This is a genomic window from Solibacillus sp. FSL K6-1554, assembly GCF_038005185.1.
GTDB classification, from domain to species: Bacteria; Bacillota; Bacilli; order Bacillales_A; family Planococcaceae; genus Solibacillus; species Solibacillus silvestris.
Window position 1 is genome coordinate 135,001 of sequence record NZ_JBBOSS010000001.1, and the last position, 23,590, is coordinate 158,590.

Sequence of the window (23,590 nt, forward strand, 5' to 3'; positions counted from 1 at the left end):
CGACAGGACGGAAAGACCCCGTGGAGCTTTACTGTAGCCTGATATTGAATTTTGGTACAACTTGTACAGGATAGGTAGGAGCCAGAGATCTCGGAGCGCCAGCTTCGAAGGAGGCGTCGGTGGGATACTACCCTGGTTGTATTGAACTTCTAACCCATGCCCCTTAGCGGGGTAGGAGACAGTGTCAGGCGGACAGTTTGACTGGGGCGGTCGCCTCCTAAAGAGTAACGGAGGCGCCCAAAGGTTCCCTCAGAATGGTTGGAAATCATTCGTAGAGTGTAAAGGCATAAGGGAGCTTGACTGCGAGACCTACAAGTCGAGCAGGGTCGAAAGACGGGCTTAGTGATCCGGTGGTTCCGCATGGAAGGGCCATCGCTCAACGGATAAAAGCTACCCCGGGGATAACAGGCTTATCTCCCCCAAGAGTCCACATCGACGGGGAGGTTTGGCACCTCGATGTCGGCTCATCGCATCCTGGGGCTGTAGTCGGTCCCAAGGGTTGGGCTGTTCGCCCATTAAAGCGGTACGCGAGCTGGGTTCAGAACGTCGTGAGACAGTTCGGTCCCTATCCGTCGTGGGCGTAGGAAATTTGAGAGGAGCTGTCCTTAGTACGAGAGGACCGGGATGGACATACCGCTGGTGTACCAGTTGTCTTGCCAAAGGCATCGCTGGGTAGCTATGTATGGACGGGATAAGTGCTGAAAGCATCTAAGCATGAAGCCCCCCTCAAGATGAGATTTCCCATTACGCAAGTAAGTAAGACCCCTGAAAGACGATCAGGTAGATAGGTTCGAGGTGGAAGTGCGGTGACGCATGTAGCTGACGAATACTAATCGGTCGAGGACTTAACCACATTTTATTGCGCAATTCAATGAAACGTTTATCCAGTTTTGAAAGAATGATCTTTCTAAGGGTTTCAAGATACAAGCTAGTCGAGGAAACGACTGAGTGATTGAAGGAGCGTACTTAAGTACGTGACTGAAAGAACGAAGGAAGTTGACGAAGGATAGCGCCGTGTATTGGAAGCCGAAAATAGTGAAGTGATGATGGCAAAGAGGTCACACCCGTTCCCATACCGAACACGGAAGTTAAGCTCTTTAGCGCCGATGGTAGTTGGGGGCTTCCCCCTGTGAGAGTAGGACGTCGCTTCGCACAACGCAAACCCACTGAGGAATCAGTGGGTTTTTTGTTATATTTTATTGAATTTCAACTTTTAAAACCCTGTATTGCCCACTCTAAAATCCATCATATATTAAAACTCCAGAACGGCCCGCAAGTTATTTATATACGATTGACTAACTGGCAATTCCACACCATCATTCAGCTGTACAATAAAATTGGAAGTCAAATCCCGAGAGATTTTCTTTATATAGCAAATATTAATAATATAGGAACGATGAATGCGAAGAAAGTTATTTGGCAATCGAGTCTGCAGCTCCTTTAATGTAATCGCTGTTTTGTATTGTTCTCCTTTGGAATAAAACCATGTCCGCTTTTGCAGACTTTCAATATGCGAAATTTGGTCGATTGAAATCGGTATCCAATCTTCCATTTGTTTACCTGTTAAAAACTGATATATATCTGAACTCTTTACTTTAAATAACGGGGGCAGGACGACAACTAAAGCACCTTGTTCGCCATTTACCAAAATCGGATACCCGATTGCATAATAAGGTGATTCAAAAAGTGTATTTTCCATAACAGCATCTACTTTTCTACCTGTTTGAAGTACTTTATAAGCAATGCTGTCTTTCGGTACATCGGAACCTACTTTCAATGAAAAATGGTGATGACCTGTACTGAAATAAATAAAGCGATTGTTTACTGCTATTGCAATCGATGCATCTTGAGGAATCCAATCTTCTAAAATAATTTTATACTGATTTAAAATGTTCTTTTCGATCTCAATATTTTGTAGTGACAATGCAAATCCACTCCCTCTGTATTATTGCCTAAATGTCAATTCATCCTCCAAATATACACATTCATCCTAAATTAAAGTTAATTTGTCAGAAAATAATGAAAAGTTAAACATTCTGTTATACATTATATTACAGCAAGATGTTCTGTTATGGAACAGGCAATTACAAATTTTTCTAACAGAATATCCATACACAATGGGGAAGGTGGAAATTTATTATGTCAACTCGTCAAGAAAGAATCGAAGCTTTACAAAAGGATTGGGCAGAAAACCAGCGCTGGAAAGGAATTGAGCGTGGCTATACAGCAGAAGAGGTTGTAAAGTTACAAGGTTCATTCATCCAGGAGCAAACATTAGCAAAACGAGGATCAGCTCGTTTATGGAAGTCATTACACGAAGTGCCTTTCATTAATGCTTTAGGTGCTTTAACGGGGAATCAGGCAGTACAGCAAGTAAAGGCAGGTTTACAGGCAATCTACTTATCGGGGTGGCAAGTAGCGGCTGATGCAAACCTTTCTGGTCAAATGTATCCGGACCAGTCTTTATATCCGGCAAACTCTGTACCGGCAGTAGTAAAGCGTATTAACCAGGCACTGCAACGTGCTGACCAAATCGACCATGCAGAAGGCCGCGACGATGGCTTTGACTGGTTTGCGCCGATTGTAGCTGATGCGGAAGCAGGCTTTGGGGGTCCTCTAAACGTATTCGAATTAGTTAAAGGGATGATTGAAGCGGGTGCAGCTGGTGTGCATTTAGAAGACCAATTAGCTTCTGAGAAAAAATGCGGACACTTAGGCGGGAAAGTATTATTACCAACACAAAACGCTGTACGTAATTTAATTGCTGCACGTTTAGCTGCTGATGTGGCAGGCGTTGATACAATTTTAATCGCACGTACAGATGCGGATGCTGCTGACATGGTAACGTCAGATATTGACCCACGCGATGCAGAGTTCTTAACGGGTGAACGTACTCCAGAAGGATTCTACCGTACTAAACCAGGTATTAAGCAAGCAATTGCACGCGGGTTAGCTTATGCACCATATGCAGACTTAATCTGGTGTGAGACTTCTCACCCATCATTAGAAGAAGCTCGTGAGTTTGCTGCTGCAATCCACGCTGAGTTCCCAGGGAAAATGTTAGCGTACAACTGCTCGCCATCATTCAACTGGAAAGCTAAATTATCGGATGAGGAAATTGCAGAGTACCAACGTGAATTAGGGAAACTTGGCTACAAGTTCCAATTCATCACACTTGCAGGTTTCCACAGCTTAAACTTTGGTATGTTCGAGCTTGCGCATGACTACAAAGACAATGGAATGGCTGCTTACTCTAAGCTACAACAAGCTGAGTTTGCTGCAGAGTCTAAAGGTTACACTGCAACTCGTCACCAACGTGAAGTAGGTACTGGTTACTTTGATGAAGTATCACAAACAATTTCAGGTGGTACATCATCGACAACTGCTATGTCAGGTTCTACTGAAACAGAGCAATTTGTATAAGATTAAGATTTTATAGGCAGTGTTATGAATAGATTCATAAACGGGGAACTGCTTTTACGGATTAACTTATTCCTTTTCTTCTATCATATCGATTCAAGTGACATTGGGGAATGTGCACTTAGTAAATAGACGTTATGCCGAAGCGGTTATTGAAAGAAACGTAGGATGGAGAAGGGGAATAACTTTTTGAACTTGAACAGCTTGACTACTACGATAATTACTAAATCGAATTGGAACGCGGTTTAGTATGGGGTTGCCTCCCAACATATAAGGAAAACTTAGGGGTTTTTATAGAGATAAATGTCTTTTTAGCTTGGATGGGGCTAGAAAGGCATTTTCTATTTTTTAAAAATGAAGGAGTTCTAATCTGATATAGAGAATATTATATAGATAGAATATTTTTACTATTGTGAAAAGGGAGTAATTACAATGAAAAATAAAGAATTATTATTAGTACCAGGGCCGACACCGGTAATGGATGAGATTTATGACGCCCTGGCAAGTGAAACGAGAGGGCATACGGATCCTCGGTTTGTGGAAACATTTAAAAACGCACTTGCCAATACAAAAAAGCTATTTAATACAGATGGGGAAGTGTATGTTGTAGCAGGATCAGGAACATTGGCAATGGAAATGGCAATAGTAAATACTATTGCAAAAGGTGAACGTCTGCTTGTTATCAGTCATGGTTACTTCGGTGACCGTTTTACACCACTTGCAAAGGCGTTTGGAATTGAAGTCGATGTACTGCAGTCAACATGGGGTGAGCGTGTAGACTCAAAGCTTGTTGAGGAAGCATTGAAGGCTAACAATTATAAGGCGGTTACAATTACACATGCGGATACATCAACAGGGGTTATGTCCGATTTAGAGACACTTGTACCGATTATTAAAGCATCTGGGGCACTTGTTATTGTCGATGGTGTTGTCGCAACAGCAGCATTGCAAGAGGATATGAGTAAAGCTTACGGTGAAGACGACTATAAAATTGATATTGTGTTAACAGGATCTCAAAAGGCGATTGGTATTCCTCCTGGGCTGGCGATTGTTGCTTTCAGTCAACAGGCACTGGCTGCCCGTGAACAGATCGGGACAGTGCCAGCTTATTATGCGGATATACATAACTGGCGCGCAATTATGGAAAACCCGGCAATGTACTTTGCGACGCCTCCAGTGAACTTAATTTACGCATATGATGTTGCATTAAATATTGTATTAGAAGAGGGCATGGAAAAACGTGAAGCGCGTCATATTGCATTTGGTAAAGCAATCCGTGCTGCACTGCGTTCGTACGGGATGACACCATTGGCTAATGAGGAAGTAGCAGCACCGACATTGAGCTGTATTTTATATCCTGAAGGTATTGATGATGCCAAGTTCCGAGCAAGCTTGGCAAAAAGCGGCGTTATTGTAGCGGGTTCTTTAGCCCACTTAGCAGGAAAAGCATTCCGAATCGGACATATGGGGAATACGACGGCGGAAATGCTGGAGCAGGCAATTGCTGTGATTGGTGAAGCATTGCAAGAGCAACAGCTTCAAGTCGATATCGAAAAAGCTAAAAAAGTATTCTTGCAACAGTTAGAAGCAGCTATGGTACAAAGTTAAAAAGATTGCCCGGAAAGCATATAGAGATTCGGGGGAATATTGAAAAGGGGACGGTGCAATTTATGAGCGTTCCCTTTTTATTTAGTTACTGATAGAAAATATTGTATGATAGTTTGAAATAAAAAGGGTGGGTGGCATATGAAGCAAATCATCGATCAATCCCAAAAACGGGGAAAAGCAGATTTCATTATTCAACATGCACAAATTGCAGATGTCTTTAATTTGCGGTGGCGACAAGGGGATGTTGTAGTAGCAGAAGGAAAAATTGTTGCGATTTCCGAGCCGGGTGAATTTGAAGCAGAAGAAATAATAGATGCGCACGGAAAGTATATTGTGCCGGGCTTTATTGATGCACATATTCATATTGAATCTTCTATGGTGGTGCCAAAACAGTTTAACCGAATCGTGCTTCCCCATGGTGTAACGACTGTTGTTACAGACCCGCATGAAATTGCGAATGTCGCAGGAAAAGCTGGACTGAGATTTATGCTGCAGGATATAGAAAATGTGGAAATGGATATTTATTATATGTTGCCATCCAGTGTACCGGGCACCTCTTTTGAAAACGCGGGCGCAGTGCTGACTGCAAAGGATTTAGAGGAATTTGTTCAACATAAAAGTGTACTAGGTTTGGCAGAGGTGATGGATTTTCCTGCTGTACTAAATGGGGAAAAGGAAATGCTCGCAAAGTTAATGCTTGCTCAAGAAAACGGGATGGTCATCGATGGGCACTGTGCAGGTTTAACAAGTGCACAAATACGTGGCTACCGGGCGGCCGGCATAACAACGGACCATGAATGTGTGACGGCCGAAGAAGCATTGGACCGAGTGGAGCAGGGGATGTATGTGTTGATCCGGGAAGGTTCTGCAGCCAAAAACCTTAAAGCCATTTTACCTGCTGTAACAATGGCTAATTCGCGTCGTTTTGCCTTTTGTACGGATGATAAGCATTTGGATGAATTGATAGAGCAAGGGAGCATCAATTATGCAGTGGCCCTAGCGATTTCAGAAGGAATGGACCCATTACTGGCGATTCAGCTTGCTACAATAAATGCTGCGGAATGCTATCGTTTAGTAAATAAAGGTGCTGTTGCTACAGGCTATGACGCAGATTTTATAATAATTGATGATTTAAAGACGATGAAAGCACGCGCTGTATGGAAAAATGGAAGAAAAGTTGCGGAAAGTGGAGAAATACTTTCACCAATCCCGGAAAAATCTACTGTGGAGAGATCTATTTTACAGTCAATGCACTTAACAAAACTTACAATTGAAGATTTACGCCTGCGGTTTAAAGGAAACCGGGCAAATGTTATAAAAATTGTACCAAACCAACTCATTACAAAACGGATAGAAGTGGAAGTAGATGTAGAAAACGGACAATTTGTACCATCGATCGAAAAGGATTTATTGAAGCTAGCAGTGGTAGAGCGCCACCACCATGTTGGGACAAAAGCAGTTGCAATTGTACAGGGTATCGGTATTCAAAGCGGTGCTGTAGCGACAACGATTTCCCATGATTCACATAATGCGATTGCCGTAGGAACAAATGATGAAGATATGCTAATCGCACTTAATGCACTTCAAGAGATAGAAGGCGGACTAGTCGTAGTTAATGATGGGGAAGTGATTGCTTCTTTTAGTCTGCCAATCGCAGGTCTTATGACAGATATTCCTGCAGAACAGGCGAAGCAAAAGCTGAAAAAATTACATGAAGGACTGCATACCATTCATCCTACGCTCGATTATCATCTGTTTCTGACATTATCATTTCTGGCACTGCCGGTAATCCCTGACATTAAGCTTACCGATACAGGATTGTTTGATGTTAAAAAATTCCGGCATATTCCTGTTGAGATTTTACAGTCCGATCAATCGCATTAACCTATATAGTTCCCATAAATATTTTATTAAGGAGCATGTAAAATGGAGCAAGTCATTATTATGATTCCAGCGCTAAACCCTTTACCGGCCCTTCTGGAATTTGTCAGGAAACTGCGTGCATTGCCGATCGCTCGTATTATTGTCATTAATGATGGCAGTGAAGAAAAATATAACCGTCTGTTTGAACAATTACAGCAAGAAGGTTGCGATGTATTAACACATGACCAAAATCTAGGGAAAGGCCGCGCACTTAAAACTGGGATGGAATATATTCTAAAATCCCGACTGCGTACAAAGGGAATTATTACAGTAGGTGCACATGGTCAGCATTCGGTGTTGGATGTTGAGCAAGTGCTATCAAGTACGAAAATTTTCTCGGATGGGATTATTTTAGGGATTCGTGATTTTAAAGATTCAGACTACCCGTTCATTAGCAAACTTCAAAATCGTGCTTATTCGATGATGTTTGAACTGTTTATTCGTAAACGTTTGCTCGACATTCAAACAGGATTACGTTATATTCCAAGAAAACATCTGCCATGGCTATGTAAAGTGAAAGGAGAGTCTTATCACTATGACACGAATATGCTGATAGAGGCGATAAGACGAAAAGTTCCTGTATACGAGGTGCCGATCGGTCATGCAAAGCTCCGGAAAAATTCAATCATTTACTACGATGAAGTATTGAATCCAACGAAAATTTTTCAGCAACTTTGGATAAATTTCCTACATAAAAGACAAAATACGAAATGAATCTTTTCTAATAGCGAAAACGTATAGGATTACGAGTCGCATATTTGAGGAATACTAATGTAATAGCAAGGAAAGGAGCATGAGTATGAGCGAACAATATAATTTCGAAAAAATGGTTGAAGGTCAAGACCAACATTATTCAGATAAAAAGTTTCTGCATAAATTGAAAAACTTCGGTGGAGGTTTAGGTTATAAAGCGGTGCATGCAGCGGCGACACTTTACGTTGCCCTGCGTAGCCCGGACATGCCTAAATCGAGTAAACTCATTGTTTTAGGAGCGCTGGGGTACTTCATTTTACCATTCGATTTAGTTGTCGATTTTCTCCCTTTAGTCGGTTTGACGGATGATGCATTTATTATTTTAACTGCACTTGGAAAAGTATATTTATCAATTACAGATGAGATGAAGGATGAGGCAAAAGGGTTAATCGATTCAAAGCTTGGAAGCCAGGAAAATGTAGTGAAATAAAAGAAGAAATCCCCTTTCAGCAACTACTGCAAAAGGGGATTTTCTATGTCTACTTTACGGGTTGTGCCCCATTTAATTCACGTAAGCCGCGGTTAAAGATAGCTTCAATCGGCTTTTCCTCACATAACTTTAACGTTATCTTCGGATGTGTTTTTTGGAGCTGTGTAGTTATTAACTCAACAAGCAAGGGATTGTTTTTTAGTATTCCGCCATTTAAAAAAAGTGTATGGGCTATATTGGAGTAACCGGCATTCTTCAATGTCGTTGTTGCCAATAATACAAGCTCATCTGCTGCCTTTTGCATAATTTTTTGTGCAACAGTATCTTCCATTTCGACTGCCTGTTGTAAGTAGGAACTGAAACTTGCCAATCGCGCATTTGTATAATCCGCTGAATAAATTAGATTGAACAATTCATCTGTGCTGTTGACATGATGACCAGCTAAAACAAGCTCTGTTAATAAAGTCGGTTTATTTCGCCCGTCGGCAGCGCGGAAAATTGCTTTTGCAATATGTTTTCCGATCCAGTAACCGCTTCCTTCATCGCCAATCCGATGACCCCAGCCACCGCCGCGGCTAATCCGATCATTCATAAGGCTGTAGCAAATAGCCCCTGTACCGGAAATTAGCAGGCTGACATTGTTTTTCCCGAGCCCCTTTAAAGTTGCTTCAACATCATTTTCGATAATAATTTGACCGAATGTAAAAGGGGAGCGGGCGATACTTTCTTCAATAATCTCTTCGATAATCTTTTTGTCCTGATCTGTATCAATGCCGGCAAGTGCAAATATCGCGATATCAATAAACAGACTTGGTAAATGAGCTGCTGCACTCCGGAGCAGGCCGGTAAATACATGTTGGACATGTTCGATTCCAACAGCTTGGTAATTTGAGCCTGTGGAAGTTGCGGTAAATAGTTCACGGCCATCTGTAGAGCGAATAGTCATTATTGTTTTTGATGCACCACCATCAACGGCTAATACATAACGATTACTCATGTTCCGTCCACCCCTTTAAAATTTGTTCCAATCCATTTTCGGCCTTTAAAATTGCCTCTGTTTTTTCTCTCAGCCAATTTTCAAGATGGACAGTATCATCTTGTGCCTGGCTAAGTGATTTTCGCATTGTTGCAGGCGCAGGACCTCCCTTTAATGTACGAATATTAACGAAGTATTCCGGCTGAATGGCCTGGTAAAAAGCAATCTCATTAATTTGAAGCGTCTTTCCTGTAACTTCCACACATTTCTCATTTGCCAAATTCCATGTCAGGCTTGCAAGCGATTCTTTATTATTTGCCATCAGCTCCCGCACACAAAGGCTAACAATTTTATGTGATTGACGGAATGAAATACCTTCGGAGCGGACAAGGGAATCGGCAAGCTCTGTTACATTGGCAAAGCTGTTTTGTGCACGCTTCAGTAAATTCTCCTTATTCACATCCATCGTGAGAATCATTCCTGCAAATAGCTTATAAATTCCGACTAACCGGTCGATTGCCCGCCATAAATAAGGTTGCATATCATCTTCTGTATCGACAATATCTCCAAATGGTGTATTGTGAACCATCTGCAATACAGTAGCCGCATCCCCGACAACCGATGAGAGCAGTGAACGTGTATGCTCAATTGAAACAGGGTTGCGTTTTTGAGGCATGATGGAACTGATTTGCACATATGGACTGGCTAGCTTAAAAGCATTAAATTCCTGTGTTGCCCATAGTAAAAAGTCCTGAGATGTGCGCCCTAAATTAAGTGCGGCAAGCTGTACGATACTGGCAGCTTCAGCGATATAATCGGCACCGGCTACCGCATCCCAAGCATTTTCGATTAAATCATCAAAGGCAAGCAACTCCTGCACCCGTTCGCGGCTAATCGGAAACCCTGTAGTTGTTAAAGCAGCCGCGCCCATACTGCTTCGGTTAATCGTATTATATGCGGCCTGCATTCGTTTATAGTCCCTAGTAAGCTGGTCAATAACGGCCTTTAAATAATGGGCAAACGTTGTCGGCTGTGCTTGCTGTGTATGTGTATAGCCAATCATAATCGTCTCTACATGCTCTTCGGCAAAGACGATTAGCGATTGACGTAAATTCAAAAGTTCCTGCATGAGCGTGAGCATCTTTTTACGTAGTGTCATGCGGTAAATGGCGATTCCCATATCGTTTCTGCTGCGTCCAATATGTAAATTTCCAGAAACGTCACCACCCAGTTCGATTAGCTTGTTTTCAATACGAAAAAATAAATCTTCAAACTGCGGGTTATAATCACGCGTTTTATAATATTCCAAATCAAGATTTTGGATAGCTTGACCGATACGACGTGCATTTTCTGAGGTAACCAATTCCTGTTCTTCTAGCATCTTTAAATGGGCAATATGAATTTGAAGCATCGCATCCAAAAAATGCTTGCGTGCCTCATCGTAAGCGGGCTGTAAAACCATTTGACGATAACTATTGGAAGGAAATAAAATTCCTTCTTTTTCATTTATTAAATTGCGGTAATTCTGAAAGAACATGTTGAATGGGCCTCCAATCAAATGATAGAAACTACTACCTAATATTCTCATTCTACAATTATTAGAAAATTTTATCAATTCAAATAAATAAAGTGAATTAACCGGAATAAAAGAAAAACAGCCGCCCTAAATTCAGGGCAGCTGTTGTTTTTGATCGATAACACGCACTTTTTTTGAAGCGAAATAAGATGGCAGTACCATACCAAATAGTACAAATACGATACCGAAAATTTGTAGAAGTGTTAAACTTTCATTTAATACAATGACGGATACTGTAATTGCTACTGGCAGCTCCATTGCACTTAAAATTGGGACAAGTGCACCACCGACTTTTGGCGCGGCAATCGAAAATAGTAAAATCGGCAAGATAATACCGAAGAGTCCGAGTGCCAGACCGAACTTCCAAAGACCGTCAGTTAATTGGCCGTTCCATACAATTTCAGGTGATAAGAAGATGAATACGATAATCAGTGACACAACAGATAAAATAAATGTACGTCCAATCGTCGTCACCCCTTCAACAGGCTGAGCGTTAAATTGCATAAATGCTGCAAAAGTAAAGGCAGCGAGTAAACCTAGTGCCCATCCTTGCCAAGCAATCTGCGATAAATCTACATCAATCACACCGGCTGCTAAAATCGTACCTACAAATAAAAATACTAATGAAATTAATTCAATACGAGTTGGCAGACGTCTTTTCAGGAAGCAGTCCATAAACAACCCAATCCATGTGAATTGGAATAGCATAACAACTGCCAATGAAGCAGGTAAATAATTAAGGGAGTGTCCGTAAACAATACCGGTAATCGCTGTACATGTTCCGGCTAAAAGCAAAGTGATAGCGCCTTTTTTTGAAAGCTTCGGTAATGTGCGTTGTGTTACTACAAAAAGTACGAGTGCGAGTAAAAATCCAACGAAATACTGGCTAGTAACAGCTTCTGACGAAGTATAGCCGTGCTGCATTGCCACTTTTACAATTGTTGATAATACTCCATAACTACTACCCGCTATTACGATTAATAGCGGGTAAATCCAGTTTTGTTTCATTTATTACTTCTTCCTATTCTAAAGCGATTTCACCATATGATGAAATGGCTCATTAATTATTGTCCAGCTTTCGGTTGTACGGTAGCCTATTTTTTCATACAAGCGTCGTGCATCTTGTTTCTCTAGTTCCACATTTAGAGAAATTTTTTCATAGCCAAGTTCCTTGCCTTTTTGCTCGGCGAATTGTAAAAGAAGCGTACCAATACCAAGTCCGCGTGCATTTTTTGAGACGCAAACTGTATCGATATAATATTCATCCATATGTGCTTCAATATCCAATGAAGTCTGTATTCCTTTTTTGGCTAGCTGTTGTTCAAGCTGGCGATCGAGCTTGTACCCGAGACGCCCATCATAAAGCACGACAATCCCAACTATTTCACCTTGCTGTTCCGCTACAAAAGTATTCAAATAGCTGTGTCGATTTGTCGTTTCTGTGACATACTGTTCTAAAGCAGCTAAAATTTGCGAAACTTCCTCTTCACCAGTCAAATTGTTTGCAATGTCTCCGATTGCGTCATAAATTAAAGGGGCGACAGCTTTCGCGTCATCTCGTTCTGCTTGTCGAATGGTAATATTCATTAACAATCATCTCCTTACCGAACACAGTATAACAGAAATTAAATTCATGCGCGAAGAAAGCATTAGTTTCAGAATAGTATAAAGTTTTATAAATATATCTTTTCTATGGTAAATTAGTAAGAACATACAACGTCGGAGGTTAGACAATTAATGAGTCAAATAGACAAAGAATTCATCTTAGTTTATGGAGATGCATTCGTTGATTATATTGCAAATGATCAGACCAATACTTCATTTACGAAGTATTTAGGTGGCGCAACAATCAATGTTGCAGCAGGGATTAGTCGTATTGGGGCACCGTCAGCACTTATTACAATTACAGGCGATGATGAAACTTCGGAATTTTGCCGTCAGGAGATCGCAAAAGAAGGTGTGAATCTTGATTTCGCTGTATTTGATGCGAAGAAGCGTGTAAGTGGTGTATATGTGCATTTAACTGAAAAATGTGAGCGAGTATTTAAAGATTATGTCGATGAGACGCCGAATTTACAAGTAACACCTGAGCAGTTACAGGAAGAAGCATTCAAACGTGCTTCCGTTTTAAATGTTTGTTCAGGAACGATGTTTGAAGAAACCGCATTAAAAACAACACGTGCTGCAGTGGATATGGCCAAAGATAAAGGAGCGATTATCGCAATCGATGCGAATATCCGCCCGCTTCGATGGGAATCCGAGGAAATTTGCCGTGAGACGATTGCTTCATTTTTTGAAGATGCCGATATTTTAAAGCTTACCGATGAGGAATTATATTTCCTGACAGAAACAACAACAATTGAAGAAGGTCTCCAAAAGTTGGATGAGCTGTTAGTACCGATTGTGTTAATTACAGTTGGAGCTGATGGAGCATATGCTGTATTAAACGGTGAAGTAACACATGTTCCGGTTGAACAGGTAGTCCCTGTAGATACAACAGGTGCCGGTGATGCATTTATGGCAGGCGTACTCCGTTATGTTCATTTCAATGGTTTACCTACAGTAACAGAAGATTTAATCAGCTGTGTCGCATTCGGCAACAAGCTGGGAGCAATGGCTGCTACTAAAGCAGGTGCGTTAACGGCACTGCCAAGCTTCGAGGAAATTAAGCATTTAATTAAATAAACTTTATATAGAGCAAGCTGTCTCCGAAGTGTTTTTACATTTTGGAGGCAGTTTTTTGTTGAGCGCAAGTTTGGGTTGCGGTTATTAGAAGAGTGAAGCCGTTTATTAGAAGAAGTTGGATGGTTATTAGAACAACGGGTGGTGTTATTAGAAAGTGAGGGGAATTGCGAGTGACAAGGTCTTCGTTTAAACATGAATAGAGGAGAAGGAAGGGCGTTTTAATTTTTATTAGAACAATGGTACGAGATATTAGAAGAAGTAGGAACGATATTAGAAAATACCTTAGCGATATTTGAACAATTCATCCGGATATTCGAACAATGAACGGTTATATTAGAAAATCGCGATTTTATTAGAACAAATAAAAATATATTAGAACTTCCCCCATTTTATTAGAACATCCTGCCTCCACAATCCTAGCCACCACCGCCAAACGAAACCATCAGTTGACAAAATCTATATTTCGAAAGAATTAGTCGCTATTAATCAGCCAAAGTTCTTTTATAATAAGAATAAGAGGTGAGGGGGATGACCAACTTTCAATTTGCGGCCATTTTTACAGAGCGCCGTAAACAATTACAAGTGACACAAGAGGAAATTGCGCGGCATGTCGGGGTATCAAGGGCAGCTGTTTCGAAATGGGAGAAGGGGCAAAGCTATCCGGATATCGCACTATTGCCGAAGCTTGCAACATTTTTCAATATTTCAATTGATGCACTGCTCGGTTATGAGCCTCAATTGACGAATGAACGGATTTTGAAAATGTATGCGGAATTAGCAAAGCGCTTTTCAAAGGAGCCATTTGCTGAAGTGGACGTAACAATTGATCAACTCATTGAAGAATATTATAGTTGTTTCCCGTTTTTACTGAAGATGGCGCAGCTTTACGTCAATTACTATAATCTTGCACAGAATAAAGAAGCCGCTGCGGACAAAATACAGGAACTCTGTAAACGTGTAAAGGAGTTCAGCGGAAATTACCGGCTGAAAAACGAGGCGAATTTACTTGAGGCATATACGTATATTTTAAGAGGAGAACCTCAGCATGTACTCGAATTATTAGGAGAAGATGCTGTAGTTCAGCTTGGTACTGAACAGCTTATCGCTACGGCACAAACGATGCTGGGCAATATAGAAAAGGCGAAGGAAATTCACCAGGTCAACATGTATCAGCATTTGCTGTATATGATTACGAATGCGAATGAAGCACTTGGATTGGAAATAGGAAATGTATCTTATTTCGAACAGTCGGTCAGCCGAATTGAAACGATAATAGACACTTTTCATTTAAATAAACTGAATATACACAACACACTGCTGTTTTATATAAAGGCAGCGAGCGGATATGCAACACAAAATAATATAGAAGAAGCAATTCGCTGTATTGAGCGCTATGTAAAAATTTGTACGCAAATCAAATTTCCATTTCAAATTACAGGAGATGATTATTTCTACTTGCTGGATGGCTGGATCGCAAAGGAAGTTATGCTGAGCACGCAAACACCACGTGATGAAGAAACAATCAAAAAATCAATTTATGAAAGCATTGCCCACAACCCGATGTTGGCAAGTGTGCAAAACGATACGCGCTATAAAAGTTTACTGGTCAATTTAAAACATCATTTAAAAATTTAAGGGGGATTTATAATGGATCAATTATCGAATATTCCTTGGGGACTTATTGCGCCGTTATTAGTATTGCAATTGGTGCTTGGGGCGGTTGCCATAGTGGATATTGTACGCAGTTATGAGACGCGCGGCCCGAAATGGGTATGGGTGCTCGTATCACTCTTTGTTAATACACTCGGACCGATCGCCTACTTTCTATTCGGACGGAAAAGCCAATGATCTGTATTGAAGTGAAGGGACTCACAAAGCGGTTTGGCGCAAAAAAAGTAGTAGAGGATTTATCATTCACATTACCGATGCATACATCAACCGCGCTGATCGGTCCGAATGGCGCGGGGAAAACGACGGCCCTTTCGATGCTTTCCAATATACTGGAGCCGACAAGCGGCAAAATCATGATGCCGGATGTAAAGGATATACGCAGTGCAATCGGCTTTTTACCCCAATATCCCCAGTACTATTCCTGGCTGACTGCACTTGAATATATGGAGATGGTGGCAAATTTAAGCGGTCTTGAAAAACGCTCATTAAGAAGTGAATGTAAAAAGATGCTGGAATTTGTGGGCTTGCATGATGCGATGAACAAAAAGACCGAGACTTTTTCAGGAGGAATGAAGCAGCGCTTAGGTATTGCCCAGGCAATAGTTCATAAACCAAAACTTCTATTGCTGGATGAACCAGTATCAGCACTTGATCCGGTTGGACGTCGGGAAGTGATGAACTTGTTAAAGGAAGTGCAGCAGCAAACGACGATTTTGTACTCAACGCATATTTTAAATGATGCAGAGGAAATGACCGATCAGCTGCTGTTTTTACGAGACGGTAAACTTGTCGAGCAAGGTTCATTAACAGAGGTGAAGCAAAAGTTTGAGGAACCGCGTTATAAAATTACATTCAAGCATGCGGAAGAGGCGATTCAATTTGCGAGTCAGTCTACATTAGGAGCTGTAGCTAATGGTATAGCAGCATATGTGGAAGTTATAGATGAACGTCCTTCGATGCAACAGCTGCTTCAGCAATTGGCGGCCTCACCATTTGAAGTTGTAAAAGTAGAGCGGGAAACGGCAAGCCTGGAGGAAATCTTTATGAAGGTGGCGGGAAAGCATGCAGCAATTTAAGGCATTACTTTTAAAAGAATGGCGTGAAAGTGTTCGTAGCTTTAAAATTATATGGATTCCGCTCGTTTTTGTATTGCTCGGAATTAGTGATCCGCTCATGAATTACTTTATGGAAGATATTTTGCAGGCGGTTGGCAATATGCCCGATGGATTTATGATGACAATGCCTGAACTTCAGCCTGCTGATCTGCTTATGGCATCAACCGGGCAATTTCAATCAATTGGACTGCTTGTATTAATTACTGCCTTTATCGGTTCCGTGAGCCGTGAACGTCAGAATGGTACTGCGACACTTCTTTATGTACGCCCAATGTCTTTTACTGCGTTGTTTTTCAGTAAATGGATTGTTGCAAGCATGATTGCTATTCTCAGCGCATTGGCGGGATATGCGGGGAGTATGTATTATACAGTACTGCTTTACGGGACTGTTGATTTATCAAAATTTTTAGCAATGCTCGGTACGTATTGTGTTTGGCTGATGCTAGTTATGGCGCTTACTGTTGCGATGAGTGCAGCCTTCCAAACATCGGTCGCTGCTGCGATTACAATTATTCTCATCCCAGTCGGTCTGCTTATTGATACATTAATCGGCAGCTTTTGGAGTGTGACACCTTGGAAGCTTGCCCAATACGGAACAGGCCTTCTGACAGATAGCGTATTAATGGAAAATTATTGGTATACTTTATTAGTTGTCCTCATTTTAATTTTTGTCATCGTACTGCTTGGCATTAAAATGAGCAAGAACAATATTCGTTATTTAAAAGTATAGATGGTAAGCAGAAATCGTTGTTTTACAATTGATTTCTGCTTTTTTGTATTAACTTTCAAGAAAATTGGTAATATAATGAAGATTAAATGTCTTTTCAAATGGTTATGAAGGTGGACTAGCATTTTTAATACTAATATAAAGTGATCCATTTTCTAAAATTTGCGCATAATAAACTTTATCGATCTCGTGGATATTTTTCTTTGCTAATTTTTTTCTGAGCCAGTCTTCAGTAAGCTGAAGATCCGTTAAGTTTTTTTGAATAATTTTCCCGTCCGAAATCAATTCCAGAGGAAAGTATTGCGGGGCAGGGGCAGACACTGATACGTCTTCTTTTGTTGCAGTCCGGGCAAGCGGCTTTTTCAGGACACTTAATTCTCCATTTGTTTCAAAAACGGCATATAGTACTTCATCAAATGAGAAAATGCTCTGTTCACGCAACAGCATAGCGAGCTCGTCCGGATGAAGCCGTGCTTTTCTCAATTCATTATTTAATATGACACCGTTATTGATGACAATCGACGGTTTATCGTCAAAAAGGATACGTGCTTTTGAAGATCTGAATGAAATATAACTAACGATAATTGTTAATGCAGCCCACACGATTAAAGAAACCATGCCGTCTAAAAAAGGGGTTTCCACTTGAGTCGAGACTTCGGCAGCAATCGAACCAAAAGTGATCCCCGTGACATAATGGAAGAAAGTGAGCTGACTCACTTGCTTTTTACCGATGATGCGGGCGAGTATTAATATCGCGAAAAAGGAAAAGCTTGCACGTAAAATCATTTCGCCAAGGTTCAGTTCTATGATAATCCCTCCTTATAAAGGGTAGTATGAATAAAATGCGATAATCTATGCACCCTTAATGCATTCAATACGAGAGGCAAAATTGAGGGGTATTTTTATAAAATTAGCGAGTTGCTGAATTAAAAATTATGAGTAATGTATTGATCTAGCAGAAAGAATGTGAAAAAATGTCGACTACAACAGTAAAACAATCAAACCCTGTCTATCCTATTATGGTCTCCATTGGGGTATGTCACTTAATTAATGATACGATGCAGGCGGTTATACCGGCAATGTTCCCATTATTAGAGCGCGACTTAGGACTGACGTTTACGCAGCTTGGAATGATTTCATTTGTCCTGAATATGTTCGCCAGCCTGCTGCAGCCGGCCGTCGGATTTATGACAGATAAGAAACCATTCCCGTATGCATTGCCGCTTGGGATGGTGAGCTCTTTTATCGGGCTGACAATGCTCATATTGGCAGGCGAATACTGGATGATTTTAGTGTCGGTTCTATTCTTGGGGCTTGGTTCAGCCATTTTCCACCCCGAAGGCTCACGTGTATCGTTTATGGCGGCAGGCAATAAGCGCGGCTTAGCTCAGTCCATTTACCAGGTAGGGGGGAATAGCGGACAGGCATTAGCTCCATTGCTAAGCGCATTTATCATTTTGCCTTTTGGGATGTACGGGGTTTCCGTTATTCTTATTTTTACATCGATCGGCATCTTTTTATTAACGAAAATATCGATGTGGTATAAACGTCAGCTCGAAGCGGAAAAGAGATCGAAAATCAAAAAAATGCTGGTTTCGTCCTTGCCGCCTTTAACGAAAAAGCAAGTTGGAATGGCTTTACTCGTGCTGCTGTTCATTATATTTGCCCGTTCGTTTTACGTTACGAATATAACAAGTTTCTATGTCTTTTATTTATCGGAACAATATGGGATGAGTGTTGAGCGCGGTCAGCTGTTTATCTTTATATTCATGGCAGTTGGGGTTGTAGGCACTTTTTTTGGTGGTCCATTATCAGATCGCTTCGGACGAAAAAATGTTATATTGCTGTCGGTAATCGCACCGATTCCATTTTGTTTAGCACTGCCGTTTGTTCCTTTGCCTGCTGTATTGGTATTACTTATTATTATCGGATTGCTGATTATGGTTAGCTTTACCGTCACGGTTGTTTATGCACAGGAACTTGTCCCATCGAAAATTGGGACAATGGCAGGTTTAACAGTCGGAGTTGCCTTTGGGATGGGGGCAATTGGATCGATTGTTATCGGGATGCTCATAGACAAAATGGGCATTCATTTCACAATGAATGCTGTGTCGGTACTGACATTATTATTGCTCGTAGCGTTTTTACTGCCACGCGATCGAGTAGGGGATTAGGGAAATAAAAAGAACTTCGGATTTTATTGTCCGAAGTTCTTTTTTAATAATCCTCCACCAAAATATACGTCATTCTCACTGGTCCGTGTACGCCGACAACTAAGTTCATTTCGATATCTGCGGAGTTGCTTGGTCCTGTAATAAAATTAATGCAGGAAGAGACATGTGACTGCTCACGTAAAAACTGGGCAGCTTGTGTCATGCGTGGAACAATACTGCTTTTCGGTATAACGGCAATCGAATTTTCAGGCAAAAATGAAATTGTTCGGCCGACTTCCGGTGACGCTTGAAGCATAATTGTGCCGGATTCTGCTAATGTCACGTTGCTGATTACGACACCGACATTGGCCTGTTCAGCAAAATCGATATTTCTTTCACCGTTCCCAGATTGCCATTTTAAATGTTCAAATTGCTCGAAAACAGGTAACACATTCAATACTCCAAACCGCGGATCATTGCTGTAAAGTACTCGCCCACCACCATAGTCTACAATTGTTTCATTTAATATTTCAGGCAGTTGCTGCTTTGTGCATTTCTTTAATGTAGTGTGGATGTTCAAACATTGTTCTCTCAACACTTCGATAAGTTCTTCCATCGAAGCATCCTTCAATACTTCGTGTTGAGGGAGATGCTTCCAGTTTCGCTCCGGTTTGGTTAAAGAAGGAGTGGATCTGCCGAGACGAGCAGCGACTGACTGTAAAAACGATTCTCGATTTTGAATCATTTGGGATTGCCTCCTTTGTTATGCTGTTCAAACCAGTCACGGAAACGCTCTTTTTGTAATGATGGAAAATCGCGATACGCTGTCCAGTTTTTCAACGGACCAGGACCATTAGTAATTTTCTCGTTCTTCGTGAACGGCTTCATAACCGTTGAGGCTACTTTAGTACCTAGCTTATAGATTGATTGCGATGAAGTTCCCATTCCAAATGCCTGCATCAGTAGACTTTCACTAATCGGAGCACGGCCTTCTCGTTCAACGATCACTTCCCGATGCTTATGAAGCAATTGGTGTAGCGGAATTTTCACTGGGCATACATCTGTGCATGCACCACATAAAGTGGAAGCGTAAGGCAGCTCTTTATAATCATCATATCCTCCTAATAACGGTGATAATACCGCCCCAATAGGACCCGAATAGATGGAACCGTACGTATGGCCGCCAACATGGCGATAAACAGGGCATGTGTTAATACAGGCAGCACAACGGATGCATTGTAAAATTGACTGAAATTCGCCGCCTAAAATCGAAGAGCGTCCATTGTCCACAATGACTAAATGGAATTCTTCCGGACCATCGACTTCAAGCGCTTCTTTTATGCCTGTCAAGACGGTAATATAGCTCGTCAGCTTCTGGCCAACTGCACTGCGTGTTAGCATACCGACGAGTACTTCCATTTCTTCAAATGTTGGTACTAAACGCTCCATCCCCATGACAGAAATTTGTGTTTTCGGCAAGGCTGTTACAAGATCCGCATTGCCTTCATTTGTTACTAAACAAACAGAACCCGTTTCAGCAACGGCAAAATTGCAGCCCGTAATACCTATATCCGCCGTTAAGTAATGTTCGCGTAAAACTTTGCGGGCATGCAGTGCAAGTTCTTCAGGTTGAGAGGAAGCTGTATAACCAATTTTTTGTTCAAATACTTCACGTATCTGATCTTTGTTTTTATGAAGTGCCGGTGTCACGATATGGGAAGGCGGGTCATGGTCATCAAGCTGTAAAATATATTCGCCTAAATCCGTTTCAATCACTTCACATCCAAGTTGTTCCAAGTGTGAGTTTAAATTGATTTCTTCCGTTACCATCGATTTTGCTTTCACAATTTTTTTAGCATTTTTCTGTTTGGCAATTGTTGAAATGTATTCAGTAGCTTCTTCAGCAGTTTGTGCAAAAAATACATGGCCGCCTCGCGCTTCGACGTTTGTACTCAATTCATATAAATAGTAATCGAGATTTTCCAGTACGTGCTGCCGGATTTCTTCTCCATGATTGCGCCATTCTTCCCAGTTTAAAGAATCTACAGCGGCGCTTCGTCTCGTTTGAAAACGGTGCTGTGCGCCGGCTACGGCACCACGCATAAAATCATTTTCCAAGTTGGACGAAAGGCGTTCATTAAATTTTTGCTGACTGATTTTCATCGCCATTTGATACACATCCTCCTCTCTATTAACGGCTATTCAATATTTCTGCGATATGCATTGTTTTAATGTCAATGTTTTTCCGGTCAATCCGTCCGCCGATATTCATAAGACAGCCTGCATCAGCCCCGATTAAGTAGTGGACAGCAATCTGCTCAGCAGAAGCAATCTTTTCATCTACCATTTGTTCAGATATTTGGCCCATTTTAATAGAAAATGTCCCGCCAAAACCGCAGCAATTTTCTTTTAAAGGCATTTCCAGCAATTCAAGGCCTTCTACATGCTGGAGCAATGTGAGGGGAGCTTTCTGTACTTTCAATAAGCGCGTCATATGACAGGAAGGGTGATAAGTAGCCGTTCCGTTTAGTTTTGCTCCGACATTTTCAATTTTAAGTACATCGACAATAAATTGTGTCAGTTCATATGTTTTGTCTGCGATTCGTTGTGCTTTTTCATGCCAAAGCGGCTCATCTTTAAAAATATGAACATATTCTTTTAGCATGTAAGCACAAGAACCTGATGGACAGACGATGACTTCTGCGTCTTCAAATACTTGAATTGTATTTTTCATCGTTTCTTTAGAGGCTTTTACATAGCCACTATTATAGGCTGGTTGACCGCAACAAGTTTGGCCTTTTGGAAAGCTTACTGTACAACCTAAGCGTTCCAACAACTCAACCGTGTTTTTCCCGATATTACTTTGAACCATATCGACTAAACATGTAGCGAATAATGATACATTCATCCAATCCCCCCCTGTTCCATTAAATTTACAACTTTCTGATAATTAAGTCAACAGGTCATCTGATGACTTTGTAAATTAGTATTTAAAGAGAATTATATTGAATTAAAACATTATTTGTCGAAAAGTAATGATTCGACTGTTTCAAGATGTTTTGCCATCGCTTGTTTAGCTTGTACATCATCTGCATTTACTAAAGCGCTATAAATAGCGGTATGTTCCTCATGCAAATTGTATAAAGCCGCATGATCTGTAGTGGATAAAATGGAACGGGTATGCTGGATTTGCTGTGCAATCGGCTTTGAAACACTTTGTAGCATCGAAACGAGTAAAGGGTTGTCCGCTGCTTCAGCGATGATTGCATGAAAGCGCATATCGGCGTTACTGCTTGTCTCAGGATCGATCAAGGCATCGTTCATTTTGATGAGCGCTTCTTTTAATTGTTCAAGGTGACGAGCCGTTCTGCGCTTTGCGGCATTTTCAATTAAACCTAATTCTAGAATTTTTCGTACTTCAAATATTTGTTGTAAATCCTGCTGTGAAAAGGAGGCATATGTAGGAATGTTCAATGAAATATCCTGGGCCGTTACTTTGCGGATATAAGTTCCTTCTCCTTGGCGGATTTCGATAATACCGCGAGCCTGAAGAGCTGTTAAAGCTTCACGAATAGCAGAGCGGCCAACTTCAAAGTTTTTTGCAAGCTGTTCAACAGAATCCAGTTTATCGCCAGGTGAAATATCCCCGTTCGTAATTTTTTGTTCTATAATAGCGGCTATTTGTTCATATAGTTTTTTTGTTTTAGGCACTTCAAATTTCATATTAATAATCCTTCCTATTTATAAATTCTAAAAAAAGCTGCTCCAATAACTTGGAAACAGCTTTCGTATTAAGGTTTTAGTGATGTAAAGCGATCTTTAGGGAGAATTTCAGGGTTGTTAACAGTACCTTCTGTTATATCAGCTTCTAAAAGCTTCCCGTTATAATTAAACTTGAATATACCATTATCGAAGTCTGTCCCAATTTCCTTAAAGAAAATTCCTTCAAGTGCCACAATTTTAGGGCATGTAAACACGACTTTATAATAATCATTTTCCTGGATTATATAAGCACGAACACCTTTTTCGTATACATCGATCAGTTCATCCTCAGAAGGACGCTTTACCGATACTATATGAAAATCGACGAATGGTACTTCTTTTAAGAGAACATTCAAGAAAGAACCTTTTGTGATTTCCTCCCAGCGGCTTTGGGCACTCTGACCCACGATGATTTGGGTAATGTTAAAGTCCATTGCAATTTCTGTAATGACTTTATGGAATGGACGCTTTTCATTATCCTTAATAATAAACTGTTCTACTTCCAACTCATCAGTCAGTTCTTTCCACTGCTCGATATAGCCGGATTTTTCCGCATCAAATGCATCAATTGGCTTTGAATCAACAGTCAACACATATAATGGGCAGTCAAGTAATGTAGCAAGCTTGTGTCCTCGGCGAATTAAACGCTCACCATTTTGTCCGTAATATACACAAACCAAAATACTTTCGTCTAATCGGCCTTTAACATGTTTCATTTTAGTTCGCACCTCTTTTTCTTATCCTATAATAATGAATTAAATCCGAATATATTTTGAGAAACTAAGCATAAT

22 protein-coding genes and 2 rRNA genes (1 of these 24 cut by a window edge) are annotated in these 23,590 nt (G+C 40.9%); 13 read left to right on the top strand and 11 right to left on the bottom strand.

Annotated features, from left to right (window positions below):
- A 23S ribosomal RNA gene (locus MHB58_RS00675) occupies positions 1 to 853 on the top strand (it extends 2,076 nt beyond the left edge of the window).
- A 183-nt stretch (positions 854 to 1,036) separates the two neighbouring features.
- Positions 1,037 to 1,152 (top strand): 5S ribosomal RNA (rrf, locus tag MHB58_RS00680).
- A 100-nt stretch (positions 1,153 to 1,252) separates the two neighbouring features.
- Here rrf and MHB58_RS00685 read toward each other — a convergent pair.
- Positions 1,253 to 1,924 (bottom strand): LytTR family DNA-binding domain-containing protein, encoded by a 672-nt coding sequence (locus MHB58_RS00685; RefSeq protein ID WP_008407409.1) that lies wholly within the window; start codon positions 1,922 to 1,924, stop codon positions 1,253 to 1,255.
- 215 nt (positions 1,925 to 2,139) lie between these two features.
- On the opposite strand from MHB58_RS00685, the gene aceA reads away from it, so the two are divergent.
- The 5 genes from aceA (at position 2,140) to MHB58_RS00710 (ending at position 8,134) form a co-directional block, all read left to right on the top strand.
- A complete protein-coding gene (gene aceA / locus MHB58_RS00690) occupies positions 2,140 to 3,423 on the top strand; it encodes an isocitrate lyase (protein ID WP_008407410.1) in 1,284 nt (427 codons plus the stop codon).
- Positions 3,424 to 3,852: 429 nt separating this feature from the next.
- The gene (locus tag MHB58_RS00695) at positions 3,853 to 5,028 is read left to right on the top strand and encodes a pyridoxal-phosphate-dependent aminotransferase family protein (RefSeq protein ID WP_014825064.1); all 1,176 of its coding nucleotides are present in this window, start codon (positions 3,853 to 3,855) and stop codon (positions 5,026 to 5,028) included.
- A 138-nt stretch (positions 5,029 to 5,166) separates the two neighbouring features.
- Positions 5,167 to 6,912 carry an adenine deaminase gene (gene ade / locus MHB58_RS00700; protein ID WP_340734508.1) on the top strand — a complete coding sequence of 582 codons (1,746 nt, stop codon included), beginning with the start codon at positions 5,167 to 5,169 and terminating at the stop codon, positions 6,910 to 6,912.
- Between the two features lie 42 nt (positions 6,913 to 6,954).
- Positions 6,955 to 7,665 (top strand): glycosyltransferase, encoded by a 711-nt coding sequence (locus tag MHB58_RS00705; protein WP_014825062.1) that lies wholly within the window; start codon positions 6,955 to 6,957, stop codon positions 7,663 to 7,665.
- Between the two features lie 85 nt (positions 7,666 to 7,750).
- Positions 7,751 to 8,134 carry a YkvA family protein gene (locus MHB58_RS00710; RefSeq protein WP_008407415.1) on the top strand — a complete coding sequence of 128 codons (384 nt, stop codon included), beginning with the start codon at positions 7,751 to 7,753 and terminating at the stop codon, positions 8,132 to 8,134.
- A gap of 49 nt (positions 8,135 to 8,183) precedes the next feature.
- Here the strand turns inward: MHB58_RS00710 and MHB58_RS00715 are convergent, their stop codons facing one another.
- The 4 genes from MHB58_RS00715 to MHB58_RS00730 all read right to left on the bottom strand — a co-directional run bounded on the left by MHB58_RS00715 (position 8,184) and on the right by MHB58_RS00730 (position 12,273).
- Positions 8,184 to 9,131 carry an N-acetylglucosamine kinase gene (locus MHB58_RS00715; protein WP_014825060.1) on the bottom strand — a complete coding sequence of 316 codons (948 nt, stop codon included), beginning with the start codon at positions 9,129 to 9,131 and terminating at the stop codon, positions 8,184 to 8,186.
- The gene (gene argH / locus MHB58_RS00720; RefSeq protein WP_008407419.1) at positions 9,124 to 10,647 is read right to left on the bottom strand and encodes an argininosuccinate lyase; all 1,524 of its coding nucleotides are present in this window, start codon (positions 10,645 to 10,647) and stop codon (positions 9,124 to 9,126) included. The genes MHB58_RS00715 and argH overlap by 8 nt, the downstream gene beginning before the upstream one ends.
- 132 nt (positions 10,648 to 10,779) lie before the next feature.
- Positions 10,780 to 11,694: an EamA family transporter gene (locus tag MHB58_RS00725; RefSeq protein WP_340734509.1), complete on the bottom strand. Its 915-nt coding sequence runs from the start codon at positions 11,692 to 11,694 to the stop codon at positions 10,780 to 10,782.
- An 18-nt stretch (positions 11,695 to 11,712) separates the two neighbouring features.
- Positions 11,713 to 12,273: a GNAT family N-acetyltransferase gene (locus MHB58_RS00730; protein WP_340734510.1), complete on the bottom strand. Its 561-nt coding sequence runs from the start codon at positions 12,271 to 12,273 to the stop codon at positions 11,713 to 11,715.
- 150 nt (positions 12,274 to 12,423) lie between these two features.
- On the opposite strand from MHB58_RS00730, the gene MHB58_RS00735 reads away from it, so the two are divergent.
- The 5 genes from MHB58_RS00735 (at position 12,424) to MHB58_RS00755 (ending at position 16,887) form a co-directional block, all read left to right on the top strand.
- The gene (locus tag MHB58_RS00735; protein WP_014825058.1) at positions 12,424 to 13,371 is read left to right on the top strand and encodes a carbohydrate kinase family protein; all 948 of its coding nucleotides are present in this window, start codon (positions 12,424 to 12,426) and stop codon (positions 13,369 to 13,371) included.
- A gap of 528 nt (positions 13,372 to 13,899) precedes the next feature.
- On the top strand, positions 13,900 to 15,006 hold the full coding sequence (locus MHB58_RS00740) for a helix-turn-helix domain-containing protein (RefSeq protein ID WP_014825057.1): 1,107 nt from the start codon (positions 13,900 to 13,902) through the stop codon (positions 15,004 to 15,006).
- A gap of 12 nt (positions 15,007 to 15,018) precedes the next feature.
- A complete protein-coding gene (locus MHB58_RS00745) occupies positions 15,019 to 15,219 on the top strand; it encodes a PLD nuclease N-terminal domain-containing protein (RefSeq protein WP_008407429.1) in 201 nt (66 codons plus the stop codon).
- Positions 15,216 to 16,118 carry an ABC transporter ATP-binding protein gene (locus tag MHB58_RS00750; protein ID WP_014825056.1) on the top strand — a complete coding sequence of 301 codons (903 nt, stop codon included), beginning with the start codon at positions 15,216 to 15,218 and terminating at the stop codon, positions 16,116 to 16,118. The genes MHB58_RS00745 and MHB58_RS00750 overlap by 4 nt, the downstream gene beginning before the upstream one ends.
- Positions 16,105 to 16,887, top strand: coding sequence for an ABC transporter permease (locus tag MHB58_RS00755; RefSeq protein ID WP_008407433.1), 783 nt, complete (start codon positions 16,105 to 16,107; stop codon positions 16,885 to 16,887). Before MHB58_RS00750 ends, MHB58_RS00755 begins: the two co-directional genes overlap by 14 nt.
- A gap of 102 nt (positions 16,888 to 16,989) precedes the next feature.
- On the opposite strand, the gene MHB58_RS00760 is transcribed toward MHB58_RS00755, so the two are convergent.
- A complete protein-coding gene (locus tag MHB58_RS00760) occupies positions 16,990 to 17,670 on the bottom strand; it encodes a YetF domain-containing protein (protein ID WP_014825055.1) in 681 nt (226 codons plus the stop codon).
- Between the two features lie 188 nt (positions 17,671 to 17,858).
- On the opposite strand from MHB58_RS00760, the gene MHB58_RS00765 reads away from it, so the two are divergent.
- Positions 17,859 to 19,058: an MFS transporter gene (locus MHB58_RS00765; RefSeq protein ID WP_014825054.1), complete on the top strand. Its 1,200-nt coding sequence runs from the start codon at positions 17,859 to 17,861 to the stop codon at positions 19,056 to 19,058.
- Between the two features lie 43 nt (positions 19,059 to 19,101).
- Here the strand turns inward: MHB58_RS00765 and MHB58_RS00770 are convergent, their stop codons facing one another.
- The 5 genes from MHB58_RS00770 to MHB58_RS00790 form a co-directional block, all read right to left on the bottom strand.
- Positions 19,102 to 19,782 carry a LutC/YkgG family protein gene (locus MHB58_RS00770; RefSeq protein WP_065216256.1) on the bottom strand — a complete coding sequence of 227 codons (681 nt, stop codon included), beginning with the start codon at positions 19,780 to 19,782 and terminating at the stop codon, positions 19,102 to 19,104.
- On the bottom strand, positions 19,779 to 21,206 hold the full coding sequence (locus MHB58_RS00775) for a LutB/LldF family L-lactate oxidation iron-sulfur protein (protein WP_014825052.1): 1,428 nt from the start codon (positions 21,204 to 21,206) through the stop codon (positions 19,779 to 19,781). Before MHB58_RS00775 ends, MHB58_RS00770 begins: the two co-directional genes overlap by 4 nt.
- Positions 21,207 to 21,228: 22 nt before the next feature.
- On the bottom strand, positions 21,229 to 21,945 hold the full coding sequence (locus tag MHB58_RS00780; RefSeq protein WP_008407443.1) for a (Fe-S)-binding protein: 717 nt from the start codon (positions 21,943 to 21,945) through the stop codon (positions 21,229 to 21,231).
- Positions 21,946 to 22,055: 110 nt separating this feature from the next.
- Complete coding sequence (locus MHB58_RS00785; RefSeq protein ID WP_014825051.1) at positions 22,056 to 22,760, bottom strand: FadR/GntR family transcriptional regulator; 705 nt, start codon at positions 22,758 to 22,760, stop codon at positions 22,056 to 22,058.
- Between the two features lie 68 nt (positions 22,761 to 22,828).
- Positions 22,829 to 23,515: a histidine kinase gene (locus tag MHB58_RS00790; RefSeq protein ID WP_014825050.1), complete on the bottom strand. Its 687-nt coding sequence runs from the start codon at positions 23,513 to 23,515 to the stop codon at positions 22,829 to 22,831.
- Positions 23,516 to 23,590: the final 75 nt, after the last annotated feature.